Origin of the sequence: Solidesulfovibrio magneticus RS-1 (assembly GCF_000010665.1) — a bacterium.
Classification (GTDB): domain Bacteria; phylum Desulfobacterota; class Desulfovibrionia; order Desulfovibrionales; family Desulfovibrionaceae; genus Solidesulfovibrio; species Solidesulfovibrio magneticus.
On the sequence record NC_012796.1, the window covers coordinates 2528326 to 2549949 of the forward strand.

Sequence of the window (21624 nt, forward strand, 5' to 3'; positions counted from 1 at the left end):
CGTGTTCCATGGAAAAAGACAAAACTCCAGGCGGGTAGTCCGCGATAAATTGGGTCGTCCACCCTTTATACGAACTCACGCGCCGGTGTAAAGGCCGCCGGGGCCCTAGTTTTGGGCTGCGGCCGTATCGTTTTTGATTCTAAACCCGCCCTTGAGCGGCGGAATGATGTAGCGTTCGGTGAATTCCTCAATAACCATGTCCGGCTTCTCGCGCTCAATAAGCGCCTTGTCGAAAAAGCGCAGCTCCATCTCGGACTGGGGCTTGAGCCAAACATAAAGTGACTTGCTGAAGGACTCGGCCATAAACGGCAACAGCTCCCACCAGAAGGAATCATGAAAGATGACGGCCGTGGGCAGCTTGGCGTTGTCAGTAAAGGAATACTGCGGCACTTCGAAATAGTGCGGATCGACCGGACCGTCGTAGGACAGGCCGCGGGCCTTGTACCATTCCTTGTTGAAAAGCAGCACCCGGTCTTCCTTCAAGTAATCGGACAGCCCCATCATGAAGGCCAGATCGCCGGCCATCCAGGCATACTGCTCCACCCTGAACTGCTCGCGCGGCAAGGGTTTGACCGCCGGAAAATCCCGGACAATGGGTCCCATGATCTGCCGGTAGGCCGCGTAAGCGCCAAAAGCGTTCCAGTGGCTGTCGGTCATGTAAAAGACATTATGCTGTTTTTTTTCTTCAAGCAAAGCCGACGTGACGTCGATGATCTCGACATGCCCCTTGGCCCGCACGGCTTCCACGAACTGTTCGCGGTGGCTTTTGGGCCGCACCGGACGCAAGGCCTCGGGCAACATCTCGGGATAGACGGAATTCTTGTTGGGGGCCAGGATCACCAGATAGCGAATGCCGCGTTCTTCCAGCCACTGGCGGCGATGCTCCAGTTCGGTGGCCAGCAGCTCCACCGAAGCGGCTGGCAGATCCTCGGGGGAGCGGGCGTCCTCGATGACGTTGCGAAACGCCCCGTCCTGGGCCAGAAACAGCCAATGCTCCTTGCCGGCCATGACCTTGGAGGACGGCGTGGTGGACGCCAGGACAAAGGTATCCATATAGCTGTTCCAGCTGATGAGCAGGCCGCGCAGGTTGTAGCGGCGGTCGAGATAGCCCCGGCGCAGGGCATTGAACCAGCGGCCCCAGGTGGCGGGATCGGCGCTCACCGACGGCAAGGGCGCGGTATCGGTCTCGGCGATGGTGCCCTTGGGCGCGAAGGCGAGATACCTGTCCGCCGTTGGCAGGACCAACATGGTCACAAACAGGCACGAGGCCAGGCAGGCGATGACGCGGCAAAAAAAAGAAGATCGGCTTTGCAAGGCGTGCGTCCGTACGTCAGGCCGACACGGCGCGTCCCCAGGCGGTCCGCAGCGTCTCGGCGTTGGTGAGAAGTTGGGACAAGACGGCCTGGCAAACCAGCCCGTCGATGCGACGGCCGGATCGCCAGCGGGCCCGGATGTCCGAGGCGCTGACGTCAAGCCGGGTGATGGGCACAAAACGGGCGGCGTGGCCGCCGGGCAACGTCCAGACGGCCGGATCGGCCGTGGGCGTGGCCCCCATGCCCTGGGCATGGGTGGTCAAAAATGCCGTGAAAGCCTCGATCCCCTGCCCTTCCCGGGAATGGACGGCCAGATCGGCCAGTCGGCCCAGCCCCAGGCCGTCTTTCCAGGAAGGCAGACAGAGCAGGTCGCTCAGGCCGAGGATGAAGCAGAAGTCCTGCCCCGGGCGCGAAGCGGCCAACTCGGCCAAGGTGTCGCGGGTGTAGGACGGCCCAGGGCGGTCAGCTTCCAGGAGATTGACGGAAAACCCCGGGATGCCGGCCACGGCGGCCCGGCACAGGGCGGCGCGCAGCTCGAAATCCAGCAGTTTGCCGCCGATTTTGTGGGGCGGCCGAGCCGAAGGAATAAATTCCACGGCGGACAGCCCCAAGGCCTCGGCCACCTCGATGGCGGCCCGGACATGGGCGACGTGGACGGGATTGAACGTCCCGCCGAAAATGCCGATCCTGGTCCCGGACATGCCGCTTCGCTAACCCCGCACCTGCCCCTGGCCGAGCACCACGAACTTGGCGCTGGTCAGTTCCACCAGCCCCATGGGGCCGTAGGAATGGAGCTTGGAGGTGGAGATGCCGATCTCCGCGCCAAGGCCGAGTTCGCCGCCGTCGTTGAACCGCGTGGAGCAGTTGACGCCGACCATGGAGGCGTCGGCCCGGCGCAGGAAATCCATGGCCCGGTCATGGTTCTCGGTGCAGATGACCTCGGTGTGCCCGGAACCGTGGCGGTGGATGTGGGTGAGCGCTTCGTCCAGGGAATCGACAACCTTGACGGCCAAGATAAGGTCATGGAACTCGTGGCCGAAATCCTCGGGCATAGCCGCCACGGCTCCTTCGCCCAAAAGCGGCAGGGAGCGCGGGCAGGCCCGCATGGTCACGCCGACCCGGCGCAAGGCGTCGCCGATGCGGGGCAGGAAGGTCGGTGCGGCGTCGACGTGGACGAGCAGGCACTCCAGGGCGTTGCACACCCCCGGACGCTGGGCCTTGGCGTTGACTACGATGGTCTCGGCCCGGGCCTCGTCGGCCCCGCTGTCGATGTAGGCGTGGCACACGCCCTTGTAGTGTTTGAGCACCGGCATGGTGGCCTGGGAGACCACGGCCCGGATGAGCCCTTCCCCGCCGCGCGGGATCATGACATCGATGAGTTCGTCGAGCTTGCATAGGGCGGCTACGGCGGCCCGGTCGGCTGTGGGGACGAGCTGGGCGGCGTCGGCCGGCAGGCCCGACGCTTCCAAGGCTTCGCGCAATAGCCCGGCCAGGGCCAGGTTGGAGGCCAGGGCCTCGGAACCGCCCTTCAAGATGACGGCGTTGCCGGCCTTGAGGCACAAGATGGCGGCGTCGATGGTGACGTTGGGCCGGGATTCGTAGATCATGCAGATAACGCCCAAGGGCACGCGCATGCACCCGACGAGCAGGCCGTTTGGCCGGGGGCGCATGGACTCGATGGCCCCCACGGGGTCGGGCAAGGCGATGATCTCACGGCAGGCCTTGGCCATGCCGTCCATGACCGCCGGGGTCAGCGTCAGACGGTCCAGGCGCGGGGCATCCATGCCGGCCGCGCGCGCCTTTTCGAGGTCAGCGGCGTTGGCGGCCAGCACGCCTTCACGGCGGGTTTCCAGCAGCCCGGCGAGTCCGGCCAAAAAGGCGTCCTTGGCCGCGCCGGAAGCGGCGGCCATGGCCCGGGACGCTTCCTTGGCCTTTCGGGCCATGACTTCCATGTCGGCGGCAACGCTCATATGAACCTCCAGGATAGGGCGCGAAAAGTTGGCTGATAGCCCCTTGGCCCCGGAAAGTCAAAGCGCCTTTGCCGCCAGCGACACGCCGGCCACGATGTTGCCGCTGCGGGTTGCAACCTGCGCAAAGACGGCCTGGACCACGCCGAAGCCTGCTTGCGACAAGAGCCCCTCAAGCTCTTCAAACGTGAAATGGTGGGCCTGATACAGCACGACCCCGCCCTCGCGCACCAGAAAGCTTCCGGCCTCGCCGGTTTCGGCCAGACCGGCCTCGTAGCGGGCCCGATAATACGGCAGATCGGGATTGCGCAGGAAATCGCCCAGACACAGTAGGCCCTTGACCACCCGCCGGGCTTCGGCCAACACGGCCAGCCGGGCGGCCGGACTCGGCAGCGTGGTCATGACCGCCTGAAGCACGGCTACCTCAAAGGAAGCGTCAGCAAAGGGCAAGGCGGCAAGATCCGCCCGGACCACAGCCAACCCAAGCCCTGCGGCCAGGGCCAGACTCGGCGGATTGCAGTCGGCCCCGACATGGGACGCTCCAAGGCCGTCTCGGCGAAGCCCGGCCAGGGTCCGTCCCGGGCCGCAACCCAGGTCCACGATACGGTCTCCGGGGCCAATGAGCGCCCGCACTTCCGGGACAAGCTCCAGCGAAGACGGCACGGCGGCGGCATTTTCCCAATATATGGACATCATTATAATTAAGTCGCCCTTTCTGGCTCCGCGCTTTTCCGGTCGCCTCACTCCGCGTGCGTCATACCAAATATTGGTTGCGCAGGTCATGTCGGGCTTGCGCACCACGAACCACGTGTATGGGCGGCAACAGCTTTCCGCCCATGCTCAGGCAAACCGTGGCGCGACAGCACGTCAACGCGCAGAGTGTGTTTCAGTTTTTTAAAAAACCAAACACCTTTCGCCAGGATTGGTTTCGCCAGAACCAGGTAAATCTTATATCATTCTTAATTTATTATCAATATTAGCATGAAACACGTTGGCATGACAATTGATAATCATTCCGCGTCAATCAATCCGCCCTACAGGGAGAAGGCTATGGATGCTTTGCTGAAAAAACTCTTGCTCGTACTTGCCGCCGTCAGCCTGAGCCTGGCTGCCACGGCCGGCGGGGTCATGGCCCAGAACTTCTCGGCCGGAAGCTTCAACTTCGAACCCCGGTTCAGCGCCTACGGGACCACCAATCCTCGGGTCAACACCATCATGACCTACGGCGGCGCGCTCAATTATTATGTCTTCGACAACTTCGCCGTGGAAGCTGAAGGCATGGGCGTTTACATGGACCAGACCAAACGTTTTGAGACCGCCCTTGGCTACGGCAGCAAGTCCGATCCTGCCAACGGCATCGGCGCCAACTTCAACGTCCGCTGGCACTTCGTGGCCACCACCCAAGCCTCGGTCTTCGCCGGCGCGGGTTTCGGCGGCATGTGGGCCGACGCCAAGACCCCGTACAACGGTTTTGAAAACAACCTGACCGAGAACGGCGAGATCGGCGCGACCTATTCCCTGACCCAGCAGCTGAGCCTCAAAGGATCGGTCAAGTACCTCCACATCGGCCAGTTCAACAACCAGGGCATCAACGCCTTCGGCGGCACCCTGGGCCTTAATGTCAGCTTCTAGCCAGACCCGGGCGTTCGCCACGCCCGTTTGACCGGGGACGCCCCCGGAGGAAGGATCCGGCCGCCCCAACATGGGCGGCCGGTTTTCGTTTGCAGGCCTCCCTTTTCATTTCGCGCCGATAGCCCTATAGTGGTCCGATAAACGGCCGAAAGGTGCGGGCATGAGCAAAATTCTCGATCAGGACGAAGTCGATGCGCTGCTTCGGGGGTTATCCGGCGGCGAGATCGAAGCGGAAAACGACATTCTGGAGGACGACTCCGGGGTCGTGGTCTTCGACCTGTCCAACCAGGACCGCATCATCCGCGGCCGGATGCCGGTTCTGGAAATCATCAACGACCGCTTCGCCCGCCTGGCCTCCAACGCCATGGCCAACGCCATGCGCAAGCGCGCCGACGTCAACCCCATTTCCATCGACATGTCCAAGTTCGGGGACTTCATGCGCTCCCTGCCCGTCCCCACCTCCATCAACATCTTCAAGCTCGATCCGCTGCGCGGCAACGCCATCCTCGTTGTCGACTCCAGGCTGGTATTCGCCATGGTGGAGAGCTTTTTCGGCGGGGCCGGCTCCCAGCCCAAGATCGAGGGCCGGGATTTCACCCCTATCGAGCAGGCCATCATCAACCGAGTGGTGCGCATCGCCCTGGAAAACATGGAGGAATCCTGGCAGCCCGTTCACGAGGTCCACATCGAACTCGTGCGCAGCGAGGTCAATCCCCAGTTCGCGGCCATCGTGCCGCCAAGCGATGTCGTGGTCGTCGTGACCTTCGAGGTCGAACTCGAAAACGCCATCGGCTCGCTCATCGTCTGCCTGCCCTACGCCACCATCGAGCCCATCCGCTCCAAGCTCTACGCCTCGTTCCAGACCGAACGCCTGGAAGTGGACCATGCCTGGATCGCCCGGTTCAAGGAACGGCTCATGGAAACGCCCGTGGAACTCCTCGTGCGCTTTGGCCGCTCCCAGATCACCGGCCGCCAGTTGTTGTCGCTCAAGCCCGGGGACATCCTCATGCTCGAAAACGACGTGGACGAACTGCTGGAAGCCGAGATCCAGGGCGTTCGCAAGTTCCAGGGCATCCCGGGCCTGGTCAAGTCCAACAAGGCCTTCCAGATCGTCAAGGAAGAAGAGATTCGTCTCGAATAGCTTGGCTACACTTTTTTGTGTATCGACAACTACTTCCAATAGTTCATTTTTTCACAAACATTGCAAATGCGTCATGGTCACACCCTTGCGACCGTGATAGTTTCCCGTCTCGTGGAACCGCAAACCCTGGCTCTGTCCATCCTGCCCCAGCCCGATGACGCCACCTGCGGGCCGACCTGCCTGCACGCCGTCTACGGCTACTACGGCGACCACCTCCCTCTGGAGGACGTCATCGCCGAGGCTCCCACCCTGCCCGACGGCGGGACGCTTGGGGCCTATCTCGGCTGCCATGCCCTGCGGCGGGGCTACAAGGCCAAGCTCTACACCTTCGATCTCTCGGTCTTTGACGTCACCTGGTTCGCCCAGGACGTCGATCTGGCCGCCAAGCTGACCGAACAGTTGGTCGTCAAGACCGGCCGCCGTCTGCATCAGGCCTCGGCCGCCTATCTGGAATTCCTGCGCCTGGGCGGCCAGATTCGTTTTGAAGACCTGACCGCTCCGCTTATTCGCGACATCTTGAAGCGCGGCCGGCCCATCCTGGCCGGCTTGTCCGCCACCTATCTCTACCGCACCCCGCGCGAGCGCGACGTGGCCGGCAAGACCGTGTTCGACGATCTGCGCGGCAAGCCGTCCGGGCATTTCGTGGTGATAAACGGCTACGATTCCTCGGCCCGCGTCACCCATATCGCCGATCCGCTCCTGCCCAATCCCATCAGCCGCAGCCAATACTACGAGGTGACGCTCAATCATCTGGTCTGCGCCGTCATGCTTGGCGTCATCACCGACGACGCCAATCTGCTCGTGCTTTCGCCTCGAAAGAAAAGCCGGTCCGAGGACCGGCAAAGGAGTCTCTAGTGTCTGTTTTGGTGATCATGGAAAACCCCGAGGACTGTTCCCTGGTGTTTTCCGGCGTCGAACCCGTCGCCGCCCGCAGCTATCTGGCCGACGAGGCCTTCACCGCCCTGCGCGGGGTCAAGATCATCAACCTCTGCCGTTCCTTCCGCTACCAATCCATGGGCTATTACGTGTCGCTTCTGGCCGAAGCCCGGGGCCACAAGCCCATCCCGTCCATCACGGCCATCCAGGACATGAAGTCCGTGGGCATCATCCGGCTGGCCTCGGAAGAACTGGCCGAACTCCTGGAACGGGCCCTGGCCGACAGGCCGCAGGAAAAAATAAGCTTCTCGGCCTATTTCGGCAAAACGCCGGAAAAAGGCCTGGAACAGCTCGCCTCGCGGCTGTTCAAGCTCTTTCCCACGCCGTTTCTGCGGGCCGACTGCAACTGGCAAAACGGCTGGCAGCTCCAAAACGTCTCGCCTCTGCCTCTGCGCGACATCCCCGAGGAAGAGCGCGACTTTGCCGAGGCCGTGTCCACCGACTACTTCACCGGCAAAAAGCTCACCATCCCCAAGCGCCAAGTGAGCCGCTACGATCTGGCCATCCTCCACGACCCCGAGGAGGAACGCCCGCCTTCCGACGCCCGGGCCATCAAGCGCTTCGTCAAGGCCGCCGAGAACCTTGGCCTTGGCGTGGAGATCATCACCCGCGAGGATTCCAACCGCCTGTCGGAGTTCGACGCGCTGTTCATCCGCGAAACCACCAACGTCGATCACCACACCTACCGCATGGCCCGCAAGGCGGCGGCCGAAGGGCTGGTGGTCATCGACGACCCGGAATCCATCCTGCGTTGCTCCAACAAGGTCTATCTGGCCGAGGTGCTGTCGCGCCTGAAAATTCCGGCCCCCCGCACGGTTATCGCCCATTGCAAGAATATCGACCATATCCTGGAAGAGCTGCCCCTGCCCTGCGTGCTCAAGCAGCCCGACAGCGCCTTTTCCCAGGGCGTGGTGCTGGTGCGCGAATCCGACGCGCTCATGCAGGAGGCCAAGCGGCTTTTGTCCAAGTCCGATCTGGTCATCGCCCAGGAGTATCTGCCCTCGGAATACGACTGGCGCATCGGGGTGCTGGACAAGCGGCCGCTTTTTGCCTGCAAGTACTACATGGCCTCGGGCCATTGGCAGATCCTGCGCAAGGGCAAGTCCGGCAAGGACGTCTACGGCCGGGTGGAAACCCTGCCCGTGGCCAAGGCCCCCAAGAAGGTGGTCAACACGGCGCTCAAGGCGGCGGCGGCCATCGGCGACGGGCTTTACGGCGTGGATCTCAAGCAGGTGGGCGACAAGGTCTACGTCATCGAGGTCAACGACAACCCCAACATCGACGCCGGCTTCGAGGACGAGGTGCTGCAGGACGAACTCTATTTGCGCGTGGTGGAAGTCTTTCTCAAACGCATCGAACGCCGCAAAACCGGGAGCCTCAACGTATGAGCAAAGCCAGACATCTCTTCTCCGCTTTCGGCATTGAGATCGAATATATGATCGTTGACCGCGAAACCTTGGCGGTCCGGCCCATCGCCGACAAGCTGCTGGCCGCCGCCGGCGGCGTTCCGGACGCCAGCGACGTCGAACTGGGGCCGGTTACCTGGTCCAACGAACTGGTGGCCCATGTGCTGGAGATGAAGGTTAGCAAGCCCGCCAAGACCTTGAAGGGTCTGGCCGCCGCCTTTGCCGCCAGCGTGGCCAAAGCCGAGGAACTGCTGGCTCCCCACGGCGCGCGCCTGCTCCCCACCGGCGCCCATCCCCTCATGGACCCCTTCACGGAAACCGTGCTGTGGCCCCACGAGAGCAGCGAAATCTACAAGGCGTTCGACGCCATCTTCAATTGCAAGGGACATGGCTGGGCCAATCTGCAAAGCATGCACATCAACCTGCCTTTTGCCGGCGACGACGAGTTCGGCCGGCTCCATGCCGCCATTCGCGTGCTCATGCCCATCATGCCGGCCCTGGCCGCCTCCACGCCCATCCTCGACGGCAAGGCCACGCCTTGGCTCGATGCACGGATGCGCCACTACGCCCACAACGCCGACCGGGTGCCGGCAGTTATGGGCGCGGTGATCCCGGAAGCCGTTTTTTCCATCGACGAATACCACGCGCGCATTCTGGAGCCGCTCTACCGCGACATCGCCCCCCTGGACCCCAAGGGGGTGCTTCGCGGCGATTTCCTCAACGCCCGTGGGGCCATCCCGCGTTTCGAGCGCTCCACCATCGAAATCCGGGTGCTGGACACCCAGGAATGCCCGGCCGCCGACTTTGCCCTGGCCGACGTCGTGGTCTCGGCCCTCAAGGGGCTGGTGGAGGAACGCTGGTCCACCTATGAGGAGCAAAAAGCCTGGGCCACAAGCGAGCTGGCCACGATATTTAACGCCACCATCGAAAACGCCGGCCGGGCCAAGGTGCCCGACGAATACGCGCGCCTTTTCGGCGTCTACGCCCCGTCCTGGATTCCGGCCCGGGTCATCTGGCGGCGGCTGGCCATGAGTTCGTTGCCGACCATGGACTTCGATCCCGACTGGGAAAAAGCTCTGGCCGTGCTGGTCGACCAGTCGAGCCTGGCCCGGCGCATCCTGGCCGCCGTGGACGGCGACTGCCGGCCAACGAACATTCGGCGCGTCTACGGCCAACTGGCCGACTGCCTGGAGAAAAACGAGCCCTTCAATGTCGGCATCCTGGGCGCTCCTTATTACCTGTGAGCACGGCGGGGCCGACATCCCCGCCGCCTATGCCCCGCTGTTTGACGGCTGGCGCGACGCCCTGGCCAGCCACCGGGGGCACGACTTCGGCGCGCTGTCAACGGCCCGGAGGCTCGCCCGGGCCGTTGACAGCGCGCCGCTGCTCTTTTCCACAACCAGCCGGATGCTCGTGGACCTAAACCGTTCGCTTGGGCATCCCGGGCTTTTTTCCGAGGCAACCAAGGGCCTGCCGCGCCGGGACAAGGACGCCATCCTCGCCCGATACTACCACCCTCACCGCGACGCCGTGGCCGCCGTGGTCGCCGAGGGGATTGCGGCTGACCGCACGGTGCTGCACATCGCCAGCCACAGCTTCACCCCGCGCCTTCGCGGCGTCACCCGCCACTGCGATGTGGGCTTTCTCTACGACCCCGGGCGCAGCGCCGAAAAGGATTTTTGCCGCAACTGGCTGCGCGAGCTGGCCTGCCTGGACGGCGACCTGATCCTGCGGCGCAACTACCCCTACAAAGGCGTGTCCGACGGGATGGTCACAGCCTTTCGCCGCCGTTTCGGCGAGCGCTATCTGGGCGTGGAGCTGGAAGTGAACCAGCGCTTCGCCCTGGGTGGAGACGAAGCACTGGGGAGTATCAGCGAGACGTTGGCCGATGCGCTGCAGCGGGCGCTTGGGCGCACGGCATCCTGACGCCGCTGACGGCAAATCGTGCAAAAGCGCCGGAACCGAACACATCGGTAGAGAGGTCGCCGCCTCGATCACTACCGACAGCCCATCAGGGCCACGCCTTCAATCTCGCGCCACCGCTGCCGCAAAAGCGTCCGTGACCGCGCCTCCCGCGCCCTCCCGCTCCCGTGGCTTCCTTGCCTCCGAAGCCTTTTTCGTGGCACTAGAGGCTTCCACCAGCCACCCAACGCGCCCAGGGAGCCTTGACCGCCCATGCCCGCCCCTTTTTCCGTGCCCGATATCCTGGGCTCCCTTGAGCGGCCGGTCTTGGCCGTGGACGCCGACGGCCGGGTGGCCAACGCCAACCCCGCCGCGCTTTCCATGTTCGGCCCCGAGGTGGCCACGCCCGGCGCGGCTCTGCCTCTGGCCCGGCCCGACCTGTGGCAGCCCATGGCCAAATGCCTGGCCGAGGGCGACGTGGTCTATGATCGCCTCAATGTTGGCTCCAAGACCGTGGTCGCCACCACCTTTCCCATCTGCCGCGACGGCCGGGTGGTCGGGGCCACCTGCATCTGCCGCCCCTGCGCCGGCGAAGCCCATCCGGCCATGGAAGGCCGCTTGGGGGCCATACTTGATTCCGTGTCCGACGGCATCTGGATCTGCGACGGCACGGGAACCATCCTTTCGATCAACGCCGCTTCCGAGCGGCTCAATTCCGTCAACGCCGAGGACTACGTCGGGAAAAATGTCTCCTTGATCGTGGCCCAGCGCATGGTCGACCGCTCGGCCACCCTGGACGTGCTCGAAACCAAACGCCAGTCGAGCATGATCCAGCACATCACCAAGACCGGCAAACAGCTCTTGGTCACGGCCACACCGGTCCTTGGCGACCAGGGCGAGGTGGCCCTGGTGGTGGTCAACGAGCGCGATGTGACGGAATTGCAAAATCTGCGGCAGGGGCTTCAAAACGCCCGCAAGGTCGAGGAGCGCTACCGCAGCGAACTGGCCGAGTTGTCGCTTTTCGAGCTTTCCCAGAAGGATATCGTGGCCCAAAGCGGGCAAATGCAGCGTACCTTGCGCACGCTGTTAAAGCTCGCCCAGATGGACGCCTCGCGGGTTTTGCTTCTTGGCGAATCCGGCACCGGCAAGGGTCTGCTCGCCAAATTCCTGCACCAGGTCAGCCCCCGTTCGCCCAAGCCGTTTATTCAGATCAACTGTCCGGCCGTGCCGGAAAACCTGTTCGAGGCCGAACTTTTTGGCTATGAAAAAGGGGCCTTTACCGGCGCGCGCGAGGCCGGCAAGGCGGGGTTGATCGAATTGGCCGCCGGGGGCACGCTCTTTCTCGACGAGGTGGGCGACATCCCCTTGGGCATCCAGGCCAAGCTGCTCAAATACCTCGACGACCACGAACTGCGCCGCCTGGGCGGGGCCGAGGCCCGCACCGTGGAATGCCGGGTGGTGGCGGCCACCAACTGCGACCTGGAAGGCCTGGTCGAGCGCCGCCAGTTCCGCACCGACCTCTATTATCGCCTCAACACCTTCGTGGTGCGCATCGCCCCCCTGCGCGAGCGTCGCGAAGACATCTTCGGCCTGGCCGAATTCTACCTGGCCCAGCAAAACGCCCGCCATGGCAAGGCCAAACGCCTCTCGGCCCGGGCCATGCGCCAGCTCGAAGCCTACGCCTTTCCCGGCAACGTCCGGGAACTCGTCAGCATCATCCAGAAAGCCTTTGTCATGAGCGACGACGACGACCTCACCGACGCGCTCATTGAGGCCCTGGCCGGCGACGCGCCGCCAGCGGTGGACACGCCGTCCGGCCCCCGTCCCCTGGCCGATTCCACCGAGCAAACGGCCATCCGGCGTCTGCGCGAGGCCATGGCCGCCTGCCGCACCACCCGGGAGATGGCCGCCCACCTTGGGGTGAGCCAGGCCACGGTGGTGCGCAAGCTCAAGCGTTACGGCCTTTCCCGCTCCTGATTCACTTCTGCATCAGCCGTTTGCGGCCAGGACCGGGATAAACGTTTTTTCGTTTTATCCGGTTTGGCGGCTTATTGCCTATCATTTGGGATTCTCACGTGATTGACGCTTTCTGACGGAAAGGGCCGAGGAACACGCTTGGCGTTTCCGGCCGTGTCCGTGGCGGAAAATGCTGATTCAGCTTGATTCAGCATCTTGTCTCACAGCATTATTTTGGATTTATTGATTTTTAACATTTTTGCTGATTCACAATAGAATCACAGTCTCGTAGCCAAATTCGTCATATGACTTATAATACATTGATATATTTTAACATACAAACTCGGTCCGCTTCTTGCTGAGAAGGCAGCTTGCCAACTGTGTGCATTTTAGTACGAGGCACTTACGCCACCACCTGAAACATCCGAGGATGATCCGTGAACACCACCGACAAGGCGCAGGAACTGCAAGCATTGCGTGATCGCTATGTCCCCAAGGGGCATCCCAACGCCACGCCCTTTTTCGTCGAATCCGCCAAGGGCGCCCTGCTTCGCGACGTCACCGGACGCGAGTTCATCGATTTCGTCGGCGGCATCGGCGTGTTAAACGTCGGCCACTGCCACCCCAAGGTCGTCGCCGCCGTCAAGGATCAGGCCGGACGCTATCTCCACACCTGCTCCATGGTCACCATGTACGAGCCCTACGTCCAGCTCGCCGCCCGCCTGTCCGAGGCCGCCCCGGGCGACTTCGAGAAAAAGGCGATGTTCGTCAACAGCGGCTCCGAAGCCGTGGAAAACGCCGTGAAGATCGCTCGTTGCCACACCGGCCGGGCCGGCGTCGTGTCCATGAAAAACGCCTTCCACGGCCGCACCCTGCTGGCCATGTCCCTAACCAGCAAGGTCAAGCCCTACAAATTCGGCTTCGGCCCCCTGGCCCCGGAAGTCTACCAGTACCCCAACTACGCCTACTGCTACCGTTGCCCCCTGGGCCTGACCTATCCCAAGTGCGGCGTGGCCTGCGCCGACAAGCTGCGCGAATTCTTCATCGCCACCGCCGCCGCCGAGAACATCGCCTGCATCATCGCCGAGCCGGTCCAGGGCGAAGGCGGCTTCGTGGTTCCGCCCAAGGAATTCTTCGAGAAGCTGCGCGCCATCTGCGACGAATACGGCATCGTCTTTATCGCCGACGAAATCCAGTCCGGCTTTGGCCGCACCTCCAAGCTCTTTGCCATGGAGCACTTCGGCGTGGCCCCGGACCTCATGACCGTGGCCAAATCCATGGGCGGCGGCCTGCCCCTGGCCGGCGTGGTCGGCAAGGCCGAGATCATGGATGCCGTGGCCCCGGGCGGCATCGGCGGCACCTACGGCGGCAACCCGCTGGCCTGCCGCGCCGGCCTGGCCGTCATGGACATCTTCGAACAAGACAACCTGCTGGCCAAGGCCGAGCGCCTGGGCAACGTGGTCAAGCGCCGGTTTGCCGCGTTTAAAAAACAGTACCAGCTCATCGGCGACGAGCGCGGCCTTGGAGCCATGCGCGCCCTGGAATTCGTCTCCGACCGCGCCACCAAGGCCCCCTGCCCCGAGGCGGCCAAGGGCGTGGCCAAGTTCTGCCAGGACAACGGCCTGCTCGTGTTGTCCTGCGGCAACTTCGGCAACTGCATCCGGGTGCTCATGCCGCTGGTCATCACCCGTGACCAGCTCGACCGCGGCCTGGACATTATGGAAGAAGGCATCCGCGAGGTCTCCAAAAGCCTCGGCAAATAACGGCAACAAGGCCCGACCCAGCCAACCGACAACGTAAAGAGGTGCAGGCATGAAAAACGGTTCCATCACGACGATTCTGGCCGGCTGCATGGGCATGGCCCTGTCCGCCGCCCTGTTCGCCGCTCCGGCCCTGGCCGCCGACAAGACCGTCAAGATCGGCAACGTCGAGCCCCTGTCCGGTCCGTCGGCCTCGGTCGGCGTCCAGGGCAAGCAGGCCCGGGAAATGGCCATCGAGGAGATCAACGCCGCCGGCGGCATCAAGTCCCTGGGCGGCGCCAAGCTGGAGCTGGTCTACGCCGACAGCAAGTCCGACCCCACCGTCGGCGTCACCGAGACCGAGCGCCTTATCAACACCGAAAAAGTCAACCTCATGACCGGCTGCTGGAACTCCGCCGTCACCTACCCGGCCACCCAGGTGGCCGAGCGCTACGGCATCCCCTTCGTGGTGCCCGTGGCCGTGCGCGACACCATCACCGAGCGCGGATTTAAAAACGTCTTCCGCATCGCTGCCAAGGACTCCTGGTGGGTGCGCGACCAGTTCCGTTTCCTCAAAGATATGCAGGAAGAAACCGGCGTGAAGCTGCAAAAGATCGCCTTTGTCTTTGAAAACGGCGACTGGGGCACCGGCTTTGCCGAGAAGTGGCGCGAACTGGCCAAGAAAGACGGCTACGAGGTCGTCCTCGACGAACCCTATCCCAGCACCGCCACCGACCTCACCCCGGTGGTGACCAAGCTCAAGGCCGCCAAGCCTGACATCGTCATGCTGGTGTCCAACGCCGCCGACGCCATCCTTTTGACCAACACCATGGCCGAAATGCAGGTCAAGCCCAAGGTCGTCCTGGCCAGCGGCGGCGGCCACGCCGATCCCAAGTTCCTGGAAAACACCGACACCAACGCCCTGGGCATCTTTGACGAAGTCGAGTGGAACACCGACGTCAACAAGCCCGCCGCCAAGCCGGCCAACGAGAAGTTCAAGAAGAAGTACGGCTACGACCTGACCGGCGAGTCCGTTGACGCCTACGTCGCCATGTATGTCATCGCCGACGCCCTGGAACGCGCCGCCTCCACCGAGCCGGCCAAGATCCGCGACGCCCTGGCCGCCACCAACCTGACCACCGGACCGGGCATGGTCGTCTCCTACGACGGCGTCCAGTTCGACGAGACCGGCCAGAACAAGAACGCCGGCATCGTCATCGTCCAGGTGGCCAACGTGGACGGCAAGCCCGACCGCGTCACCGTGTGGCCCAAGGCCGCCCGCCGCGCCGGGTACGTCCCGGCCTTCCCGGCCAACAAGTAGTAACACGTTGCAGTAACGCCCCGGACCGGCCTTTCCGGTCCGGGGCAAACGTCCGGAGAGGCTTTTCATGACCGCGGTGATTCAGGCGGCGCTCAACGGCGCCATGATGGGAGCCATGTACGGGCTGACCGCCCTCGGATTGACCCTGATCTTCGGGGTCATGAAGGTGGTCAACTTCGCCCACGGCTCACTGCTCATGGTTGGCATGTTCAGCGCATATTGGCTGATTCGACTCACGGGCATCCACCCGTATCTGGCCCTTGTCATCGTACCGCCCGTCCTGTTCGTTTTCGGCTATTATCTGCAGGACGTGGTCATCAAACCCGTGTTCAAAGCCGAAGGCCAGGTGCGCGAACCGTTGACGGTCATCATCGTCACCACCGGCGTCTGGTACGTCCTTGACAACCTGGCGCTCATGCTGTTTGGCGCCGAGTACCGCACCGTGCGCACGGCCATTTCCAACAAGTCCTTCGCGCTTGGCGAATTCATCATCTCCATCCCCAAATTTTCCGGCTTCGTGGTGGCCGTCGCCACGGCCGTCGGCCTTGCCCTTTTTATGCGCAAAACCAAAACCGGCAAAGCCCTTCGCGCCACCAGCCTGGACCGCGAAGCGGCCAACCTCATGGGCATCAACCAGTACCGCATCTACAACATCGCCTTCGGCCTCGGCACGGCCATCGCCGGCATCGCGGGCTGCGTGCTCATCCCCTTTTACTACGTCTACCCTTCGGTTGGCGTGGTCTTCGACATCCGGGCGTTTATCATCGTCGTGCTTGGCGGCCTGGGCAGCATTCCCGGTGCGCTCCTTGGCGGCTTGGTCATCGGCCTGATCGAGTCCGTCTTCTCCCAGTTCATGGCCTCCACCTGGACCGAAGCCATCATCTACGCCATCTTCCTCATCATTCTCTTCGTCAAACCATCCGGCTTCTTCGGCCACAAACAGGATTGGTAGGAGGCGCGCCGTGAGCCGAAAACAACTCGACCGGATATTGCTGGCAGTGGTTGCCCTGGCCGCCTTCGGGCTGCCCCTGGTGGTGACCTCGCCCACCTATCTGCAAATCCTCATCCTGCTCTTTTTCTACGCCTATCTGACCACGGCCTGGAACCTGGTCGGTGGTTTCGCCGGCGTGTTGCCCTTGGGGCATTCCGTTTTCGTCGGCATCGGGGCCTACACCTCCTCGATCCTGACCCTGCAGTATGGCGTGTCGCCCTGGATCGGCATGCTGGTCGGCGGAGCCATCGCCGCCGTCATCGGCGTCATCATCGGCCTGCCCACCTTCCGGATGCGCGGGGCCTACTTCTGTCTGTGCACCATCGCCTTTGCCGAAGGCATCCGGGTCATGGTGGAAAACATCGACACCTTGGGACCGCTCAAAATAAACGGCCCCCGGGGCCTGCTCGTGCCGCTGCTCAAGGACCCGACGTTCTGGGACTACCAGTTCATGTCCAAGCTGCCGTACTATTACATCATCTTGGTGCTTCTGATCCTGGTCCTGGCCTTTACCTGGTTCGTCTCACGCTCCAAGATCGGCTACTATCTGGCCGCCGGCGGCGAAGAACCCGACGCCGCCGCCGCTCTGGGCATCAACGTGGCCAACTACAAGCTCTTCGCCATGGCCCTGTCCTGCTTCCTGACCGCCCTGGCCGGCACGTTCTACGCCCAGCTCATGCTCTACTTCTATCCCAAGGGCCTCATGGGCCTGGATCTCTCCTTCGAGATCGCGTTTATCGCGCTCATCGGCGGCCGGGGTACCATCGCCGGCCCGGTCATCGGCGCGCTGCTCTTGCGACCGCTTAATGAATTCACCCGCATCTACTTAAGCGACATGCTGCCCGGGCTGCATCTGGTCATCTTCGGGCTCATCCTCATCCTGGTCATGATCTACCTGCCCAAGGGTCTCACCGCGCCACTGGCCGCCCTTTATGACCGGCTGGCCCGCAAAATCACCGGCCAGGGAGCAGCGAAATGAGCAACATCCTGGAAGTCACCAATCTCACCAAGCACTTCGGGGGCTTAACCGCCGTCAGCTCCCTGGACCTGCACATCAAGACCGGCGAAATCCTGGCGCTCATTGGTCCCAATGGCGCGGGCAAATCCACGGTCTTTAACCTCGTGGCCGGCGTGTTCGCCCCCTCCGAAGGCGTGATCAAGTTCGCCGGACAGACCATCCACGGCCAAAAGCCCTGGGATCTCGCCCGGCTGGGCCTGGCCCGCACCTTCCAGATCGTCAAGCCTTTCGGCAGCAAGACCGTGCTGTACAACGTCATGGTGGGAGCCTTTTTGCGCACCAATTCCACCATCAAGGCCCGGGAAATTGCTGAAGAAGTGCTGGTCACCCTCCAGCTCGACCATACCAAGGACATGCTGGCCGCCAACCTCACCATCGCCGACCGCAAACGCCTGGAGATCGCCAAGGCCCTGGCCACCGATCCCAAACTGCTGCTCCTCGACGAGGTCATGGCCGGACTGCGGCCCACCGAAGTCGACGACATGATCGGCATCATCCGGGGACTTCGCGACCGTGGCGTCACCGTCTTTGTCATCGAGCACATCATGCGCGCCGTCATGGCCCTGTCCGACCGGGTGGTGGTCATCCAGTTCGGCCAGAAGATCGCCGAAGGCTCGCCCGAGGCCGTCACCAAGGATGAAAACGTCATCAAGGCCTATCTGGGAGGCGAGTATGACGCTGCTTAGCGTGGAGAACATCAACGTCGCGTATGGCGACGTGCAGATCATCAACGACCTCTCGCTGACGGTCAACGAAGGCGAGGTGGTGAGCATCATCGGCGGCAACGGCGCGGGCAAGTCGACCTTGCTGAAGGCCATTTCGGGCCTGGTGCCGCCAAGTTCGGGCATCATCCGGTTTCGGGGCGAAGCCATCCAGGCCCTGCCCCCCGAAGCCATCGTCGAGCGTGGCGTCATTCATGTGCCCGAAGGCCGCCGGCTCTTCTCGCTCATGACCGTGGCCGAGAACCTGGACATCGGGGCCTACAACTCCCGGGCCTATAAGGACCGCGACAAAACCCTGCGCCAGGTCTACGAACTGCTGCCGCGCCTGCTCGAGCGCCAGACCCAGCTGGCCATGACGCTCTCCGGCGGCGAGCAGCAGATGGTGGCCATCGGCCGGGGGCTCATGGCCCTGCCGGGCCTGCTCATGCTCGACGAGCCGTCCCTGGGTCTGGCTCCCATCCTGGTCAAGTCGATCTTCGAGACCCTGCGCAAGATCGCCGACGCCGGCACCACGGTGCTTCTGGTCGAACAGGACGTCAACCATTCGCTGCGTCTGTCCGACCGGGGCTACGTCCTGGAACACGGCCGGGTGGCCATGTCCGGCTCGGCCAAGGAACTGCTGGAAAACCCCCACGTCAAATCGGCCTATCTCGGCATTTAAAAGGAAAAGCCATGCACGGCTTTCACGGACGCATCCTCACTGTTGACCTGACCCGGCGCGCGTTTGCCATCGAAGCGGCCGACCCGGCCCATCTTGACGCCTATCTCGGCGGCAAGGGCCTGGCCACCAGGCTGCTCCTTGACCGCAACCCGGCAGGGGTCGATCCCCTGGCCCCGGAGAACAACCTCATCTTCGCCGCCGGCCCCTTGTGCGGCGGCGTGGCCTGGGGGGCCAGCCGCTACGGCGTGTTCACCAAATCCCCCCAGACCGGGTTTTACACCGAATCCTATTCCGGCGGCCGCACGCCCCAGGCCGTGGACGCCGCCGGTTTCGACGCCGTGGTCCTCACCGGCGCGGCGAATGCGCTCACGGCCCTGACCATCCACCCCGACGGCTGCACCTTCCACGACGCGGCCGATCTGGCCGGCCTTGACGCCTACGCCACCGAAGACGCGGCCCGGGAGCGTTTCGTGCTGCCCCGCGACGACGCCAAGCGCGTGGGCGCGGTGGTCATCGGCCCGGCCGGGGAGAACTTGTGCCGGCTGGCCATGATCGCCAACGAACGCTGGCGCTGCGCCGGCCGCACCGGCGTCGGCGCGGTCATGGGCTCCAAAAAGGTCAAGGCCATCGTGTTCCAGGGCGACCGCAAGCGCCAGGCGGCCGATCCCGCCGGCCTGGCCGCCCATGCCGCCGCCTTTGCCAAGCGCGGGGTGGAGACCAAGGGCGTGCAGGTCTACAAGGCCATGGGCACGACCATGATGGTCGGGGTCATGAACGCGGCCGGAGCCTTTCCGGCCAAGTACTGGACCCAGGGCAACTGCGAACATTGGGAGAAGATCTCAGGCGAGACCTTCCACAAGGAGCACGAGGTCAAGGCCCACGCCTGCGCCAAATGCTTCATGTCCTGCGGCCGCATGGCCAAGCTCGCCTCGGGCCGCCACAAGGGCCTGACCCTGGAAGGGCCGGAGTACGAAACCATCTACGCCTTCGGCGGGCTGTGCATGATCGATGACATGGCCGAGATCGTGTATTTAAACGACCTCTGCGACCGCCTGGGCATTGATACCATCTCCGCCGGCAACCTCTGCGCCTTCACCGTCGAGGCCGTCTCGCGCGGCCGGGTGGACTACCCCATCGCCTACAACGACCCCGACGGCGCGGCCCGGCTCATCCAGGACATCGCCTCGGGCACGGGCATCGGGGCGCTCCTGGGCCAGGGCATCAAGGTCGCGGCCCGGGCCTGGGGACTGGAAGACCTGGCCGTCCACGTCAAGGGCCTGGAGCCGGCCGGCTACGACCCCCGGGCGCTTCGCGGCATGGGGCTGGCCTACGCCACATCCGACCGGGGGGCCTGCCATCTGCGCACCACCTTCTACAAGCCCGAGCTGGCCGGCATGATCCCGCCCGACGCCGTGGAAGGCAAGGCGGCCATGCTCATCGAGTTCGAGGACCGGCTCACCATCTTCGATACGCTTATCCTGTGCCGGTTCTTCCGCGATCTCTACACCTGGGACGAGCTGACCCAGGTCATCGGCCTGACCACCGGCCTCGACGCCAGCGAAGCAGCGCTCAAACGCCGGGCCGCGGCCATCGCCGACATGACCCGGGAGTTCAACCTGCGCGAAGGGCTGACCCCGGCCGACGACCGCCTCCCGGAGCGCATCCACCGCGAACCCCTGCCAAGCGGCAAGGAACTCCCCCGCGAGGCCTTCGACGCCATGCTGGCCGACTATTACCGGTTGCGCAATTGGTCGCCTCAGGGCGTGCCGACCGGCGCTGCCGACCTCTAACCCCAAAGCATCCCAAAGGAGCGGTACATGCTTGTCGGCGATTGGATGTCCACCGACGTGGCCACGGCGACCGAGGATGTCTCGATGATCAAGGCCGGCCGGATCATGCGCGACAAAAAAATCCGTCGTCTGCCCGTGGTGGACAAGGACGGAAAGCTTGTCGGCATCATTTCCGAGCGCGACCTCAAGGCGGCCTCGCCGTCCACGGCCACCTCACTGGACATGTACGAAATGACCTACCTGCTCTCGGAGCTCAAGGTCAAAGCCATCATGACCAAGGACCCGGTGCGCATCCGCCGCACCGACACCGTGGAGCGGGCGGCGCTTATCATGCGCGACCGCAAGTTCGGCAGCCTGCCGGTGGTCGATGAAACGAACAAGGTGGTCGGCATCATCACCGACACCGATATCTTCCGCCTGTTCGTCTCCATCACCGGCATCGACCAGGGCGGCATCCAGATCGGGCTGCGCCTGGGCGTGGCCGAGGGCAGCCTCAAGCCGGTGCTCGACGAACTGCGCCGCTTCGAGGCCCGCATCGTGAGCATCCTGTCGTCCTACGACCGGGGCGGCCCGGGCCAGCGCGACGTGTCCATCCGCATCCAAGGTCTGCCCGAGACCCGGGAGCGGGAACTGCGCGCCGAACTCGAAAAGACCGGCCACCTGCTCTACTGGACCCGCGACTAACCGAAAGTTCCTGTCCTCGCCTCGCCCCGGACGGCCCCATCCCCGCATGGCCGTCCGGGGCTCTTTTCCCTGCAACCGCCCTGTCGCCGCCTCTTGACGCCCGACGTCCGCTTCTGGTTTTCTCATTTGAACATGCCGTCCCCAACCGTGTTGTCCTGCAAGCCCGTGATCAAACTCAACAGCGCCCGGCAAAAGACCTGGGAAGCGCTTTTTTGCGTGCCCGCCCGGCCGGACATCCTCTGGGACGACGTGGCCGCGCTGATCCGAGCCCTGGGCGGCCGTGAAATCCACCATCACCAAAAAACCGCCGGCTCGCGGGTGCGGTTTGTCCTTGGCGGCGTCAAGGGCTTCTTCCACCGCCCCCACCCCGAAAACGTGCTGGACAAGGGCTGCGCCGCCGACGTGCGCGAATACCTCCTGCGCGCCGGCATGGCCGTCTGACCGC

The 21624-nt window shown here is 63.7% G+C and carries 20 protein-coding genes; 16 read left to right on the forward strand and 4 right to left on the reverse strand.

The window, feature by feature from the left end; translation table 11 throughout:
* Window positions 1-105: 105 nt before the first annotated feature.
* The 4 genes from DMR_RS10730 to DMR_RS10745 are packed head-to-tail and all read right to left on the reverse strand — an operon-like array spanning window position 106 to window position 3976.
* Entirely contained in the window at window positions 106-1314 is a 1209-nt protein-coding gene (locus DMR_RS10730; protein ID WP_015860927.1) for an alginate O-acetyltransferase AlgX-related protein, read from the reverse strand.
* A gap of 16 nt (window positions 1315-1330) precedes the next feature.
* Entirely contained in the window at window positions 1331-2014 is a 684-nt protein-coding gene (gene nadD, locus DMR_RS10735) for a nicotinate (nicotinamide) nucleotide adenylyltransferase (protein ID WP_015860928.1), read from the reverse strand.
* Window positions 2015-2023: 9 nt separating this feature from the next.
* Window positions 2024-3295: a glutamate-5-semialdehyde dehydrogenase gene (locus DMR_RS10740; RefSeq protein WP_268741131.1), complete on the reverse strand. Its 1272-nt coding sequence runs from the start codon at window positions 3293-3295 to the stop codon at window positions 2024-2026.
* 45 nt (window positions 3296-3340) lie between these two features.
* Window positions 3341-3976 carry a class I SAM-dependent methyltransferase gene (locus tag DMR_RS10745; protein WP_043600499.1) on the reverse strand — a complete coding sequence of 212 codons (636 nt, stop codon included), beginning with the start codon at window positions 3974-3976 and terminating at the stop codon, window positions 3341-3343.
* 354 nt (window positions 3977-4330) lie between these two features.
* On the opposite strand from DMR_RS10745, the gene DMR_RS10750 reads away from it, so the two are divergent.
* The 16 genes from DMR_RS10750 to DMR_RS10825 all read left to right on the forward strand — a co-directional run bounded on the left by DMR_RS10750 (window position 4331) and on the right by DMR_RS10825 (window position 21620).
* Window positions 4331-4912 carry an outer membrane beta-barrel protein gene (locus tag DMR_RS10750; protein ID WP_015860931.1) on the forward strand — a complete coding sequence of 194 codons (582 nt, stop codon included), beginning with the start codon at window positions 4331-4333 and terminating at the stop codon, window positions 4910-4912.
* A gap of 160 nt (window positions 4913-5072) precedes the next feature.
* A complete protein-coding gene (gene fliM, locus DMR_RS10755; RefSeq protein ID WP_006919667.1) occupies window positions 5073-6053 on the forward strand; it encodes a flagellar motor switch protein FliM in 981 nt (326 codons plus the stop codon).
* Between the two features lie 93 nt (window positions 6054-6146).
* Window positions 6147-6908, forward strand: coding sequence for a C39 family peptidase (locus DMR_RS10760; RefSeq protein ID WP_232502908.1), 762 nt, complete (start codon window positions 6147-6149; stop codon window positions 6906-6908).
* Window positions 6908-8377, forward strand: a complete 1470-nt coding sequence (locus DMR_RS10765) for a RimK family protein (protein WP_015860933.1) — start codon at window positions 6908-6910, stop codon at window positions 8375-8377. Before DMR_RS10760 ends, DMR_RS10765 begins: the two co-directional genes overlap by 1 nt.
* The gene (locus tag DMR_RS10770; protein WP_015860934.1) at window positions 8374-9639 is read left to right on the forward strand and encodes a carboxylate-amine ligase; all 1266 of its coding nucleotides are present in this window, start codon (window positions 8374-8376) and stop codon (window positions 9637-9639) included. Before DMR_RS10765 ends, DMR_RS10770 begins: the two co-directional genes overlap by 4 nt.
* A complete protein-coding gene (locus DMR_RS10775) occupies window positions 9605-10321 on the forward strand; it encodes an N-formylglutamate amidohydrolase (RefSeq protein ID WP_015860935.1) in 717 nt (238 codons plus the stop codon). The genes DMR_RS10770 and DMR_RS10775 overlap by 35 nt, the downstream gene beginning before the upstream one ends.
* A gap of 249 nt (window positions 10322-10570) precedes the next feature.
* Window positions 10571-12274, forward strand: coding sequence for a sigma 54-interacting transcriptional regulator (locus DMR_RS10780; protein ID WP_015860936.1), 1704 nt, complete (start codon window positions 10571-10573; stop codon window positions 12272-12274).
* Window positions 12275-12690: 416 nt separating this feature from the next.
* Window positions 12691-14016 carry a 4-aminobutyrate--2-oxoglutarate transaminase gene (gene gabT, locus DMR_RS10785; protein WP_015860937.1) on the forward strand — a complete coding sequence of 442 codons (1326 nt, stop codon included), beginning with the start codon at window positions 12691-12693 and terminating at the stop codon, window positions 14014-14016.
* 49 nt (window positions 14017-14065) lie between these two features.
* A complete protein-coding gene (locus DMR_RS10790; protein WP_015860938.1) occupies window positions 14066-15313 on the forward strand; it encodes an ABC transporter substrate-binding protein in 1248 nt (415 codons plus the stop codon).
* Window positions 15314-15380: 67 nt separating this feature from the next.
* Complete coding sequence (locus DMR_RS10795) at window positions 15381-16265, forward strand: branched-chain amino acid ABC transporter permease (RefSeq protein ID WP_015860939.1); 885 nt, start codon at window positions 15381-15383, stop codon at window positions 16263-16265.
* A 10-nt stretch (window positions 16266-16275) separates the two neighbouring features.
* Window positions 16276-17283 carry a branched-chain amino acid ABC transporter permease gene (locus tag DMR_RS10800; RefSeq protein ID WP_015860940.1) on the forward strand — a complete coding sequence of 336 codons (1008 nt, stop codon included), beginning with the start codon at window positions 16276-16278 and terminating at the stop codon, window positions 17281-17283.
* A complete protein-coding gene (locus DMR_RS10805; RefSeq protein ID WP_015860941.1) occupies window positions 17280-18008 on the forward strand; it encodes an ABC transporter ATP-binding protein in 729 nt (242 codons plus the stop codon). The genes DMR_RS10800 and DMR_RS10805 overlap by 4 nt, the downstream gene beginning before the upstream one ends.
* Window positions 17995-18705: an ABC transporter ATP-binding protein gene (locus tag DMR_RS10810; protein WP_015860942.1), complete on the forward strand. Its 711-nt coding sequence runs from the start codon at window positions 17995-17997 to the stop codon at window positions 18703-18705. Before DMR_RS10805 ends, DMR_RS10810 begins: the two co-directional genes overlap by 14 nt.
* An 11-nt stretch (window positions 18706-18716) precedes the next feature.
* Entirely contained in the window at window positions 18717-20495 is a 1779-nt protein-coding gene (locus DMR_RS10815; protein ID WP_015860943.1) for an aldehyde ferredoxin oxidoreductase family protein, read from the forward strand.
* A gap of 27 nt (window positions 20496-20522) precedes the next feature.
* Window positions 20523-21179 (forward strand): CBS and ACT domain-containing protein, encoded by a 657-nt coding sequence (locus DMR_RS10820; protein ID WP_015860944.1) that lies wholly within the window; start codon window positions 20523-20525, stop codon window positions 21177-21179.
* 132 nt (window positions 21180-21311) lie between these two features.
* Entirely contained in the window at window positions 21312-21620 is a 309-nt protein-coding gene (locus tag DMR_RS10825) for a type II toxin-antitoxin system HicA family toxin (RefSeq protein ID WP_015860945.1), read from the forward strand.
* Window positions 21621-21624 lie beyond the last annotated feature (4 nt).

Bases quoted from the DNA above. Each gene is read 5' to 3' on its own strand.
- nadD (WP_015860928.1), bottom strand. From the start codon at position 2,014: ATGTCCGGGACCAGGATCGGCATTTTCGGCGGGACGTTCAATCCCGTC.
- DMR_RS10745 (WP_043600499.1), bottom strand. From the start codon at position 3,976: ATGATGTCCATATATTGGGAAAATGCCGCCGCCGTGCCGTCTTCGCTG.
- DMR_RS10750 (WP_015860931.1), top strand. From the start codon at position 4,331: ATGGATGCTTTGCTGAAAAAACTCTTGCTCGTACTTGCCGCCGTCAGC.
- fliM (WP_006919667.1), top strand. From the start codon at position 5,073: ATGAGCAAAATTCTCGATCAGGACGAAGTCGATGCGCTGCTTCGGGGG.
- DMR_RS10770 (WP_015860934.1), top strand. From the start codon at position 8,374: ATGAGCAAAGCCAGACATCTCTTCTCCGCTTTCGGCATTGAGATCGAA.
- DMR_RS10775 (WP_015860935.1), top strand. From the start codon at position 9,605: ATGTCGGCATCCTGGGCGCTCCTTATTACCTGTGAGCACGGCGGGGCC.
- DMR_RS10780 (WP_015860936.1), top strand. From the start codon at position 10,571: ATGCCCGCCCCTTTTTCCGTGCCCGATATCCTGGGCTCCCTTGAGCGG.
- DMR_RS10790 (WP_015860938.1), top strand. From the start codon at position 14,066: ATGAAAAACGGTTCCATCACGACGATTCTGGCCGGCTGCATGGGCATG.
- DMR_RS10795 (WP_015860939.1), top strand. From the start codon at position 15,381: ATGACCGCGGTGATTCAGGCGGCGCTCAACGGCGCCATGATGGGAGCC.
- DMR_RS10805 (WP_015860941.1), top strand. From the start codon at position 17,280: ATGAGCAACATCCTGGAAGTCACCAATCTCACCAAGCACTTCGGGGGC.
- DMR_RS10810 (WP_015860942.1), top strand. From the start codon at position 17,995: ATGACGCTGCTTAGCGTGGAGAACATCAACGTCGCGTATGGCGACGTG.
- DMR_RS10815 (WP_015860943.1), top strand. From the start codon at position 18,717: ATGCACGGCTTTCACGGACGCATCCTCACTGTTGACCTGACCCGGCGC.
- DMR_RS10820 (WP_015860944.1), top strand. From the start codon at position 20,523: ATGCTTGTCGGCGATTGGATGTCCACCGACGTGGCCACGGCGACCGAG.
- DMR_RS10825 (WP_015860945.1), top strand. From the start codon at position 21,312: ATGCCGTCCCCAACCGTGTTGTCCTGCAAGCCCGTGATCAAACTCAAC.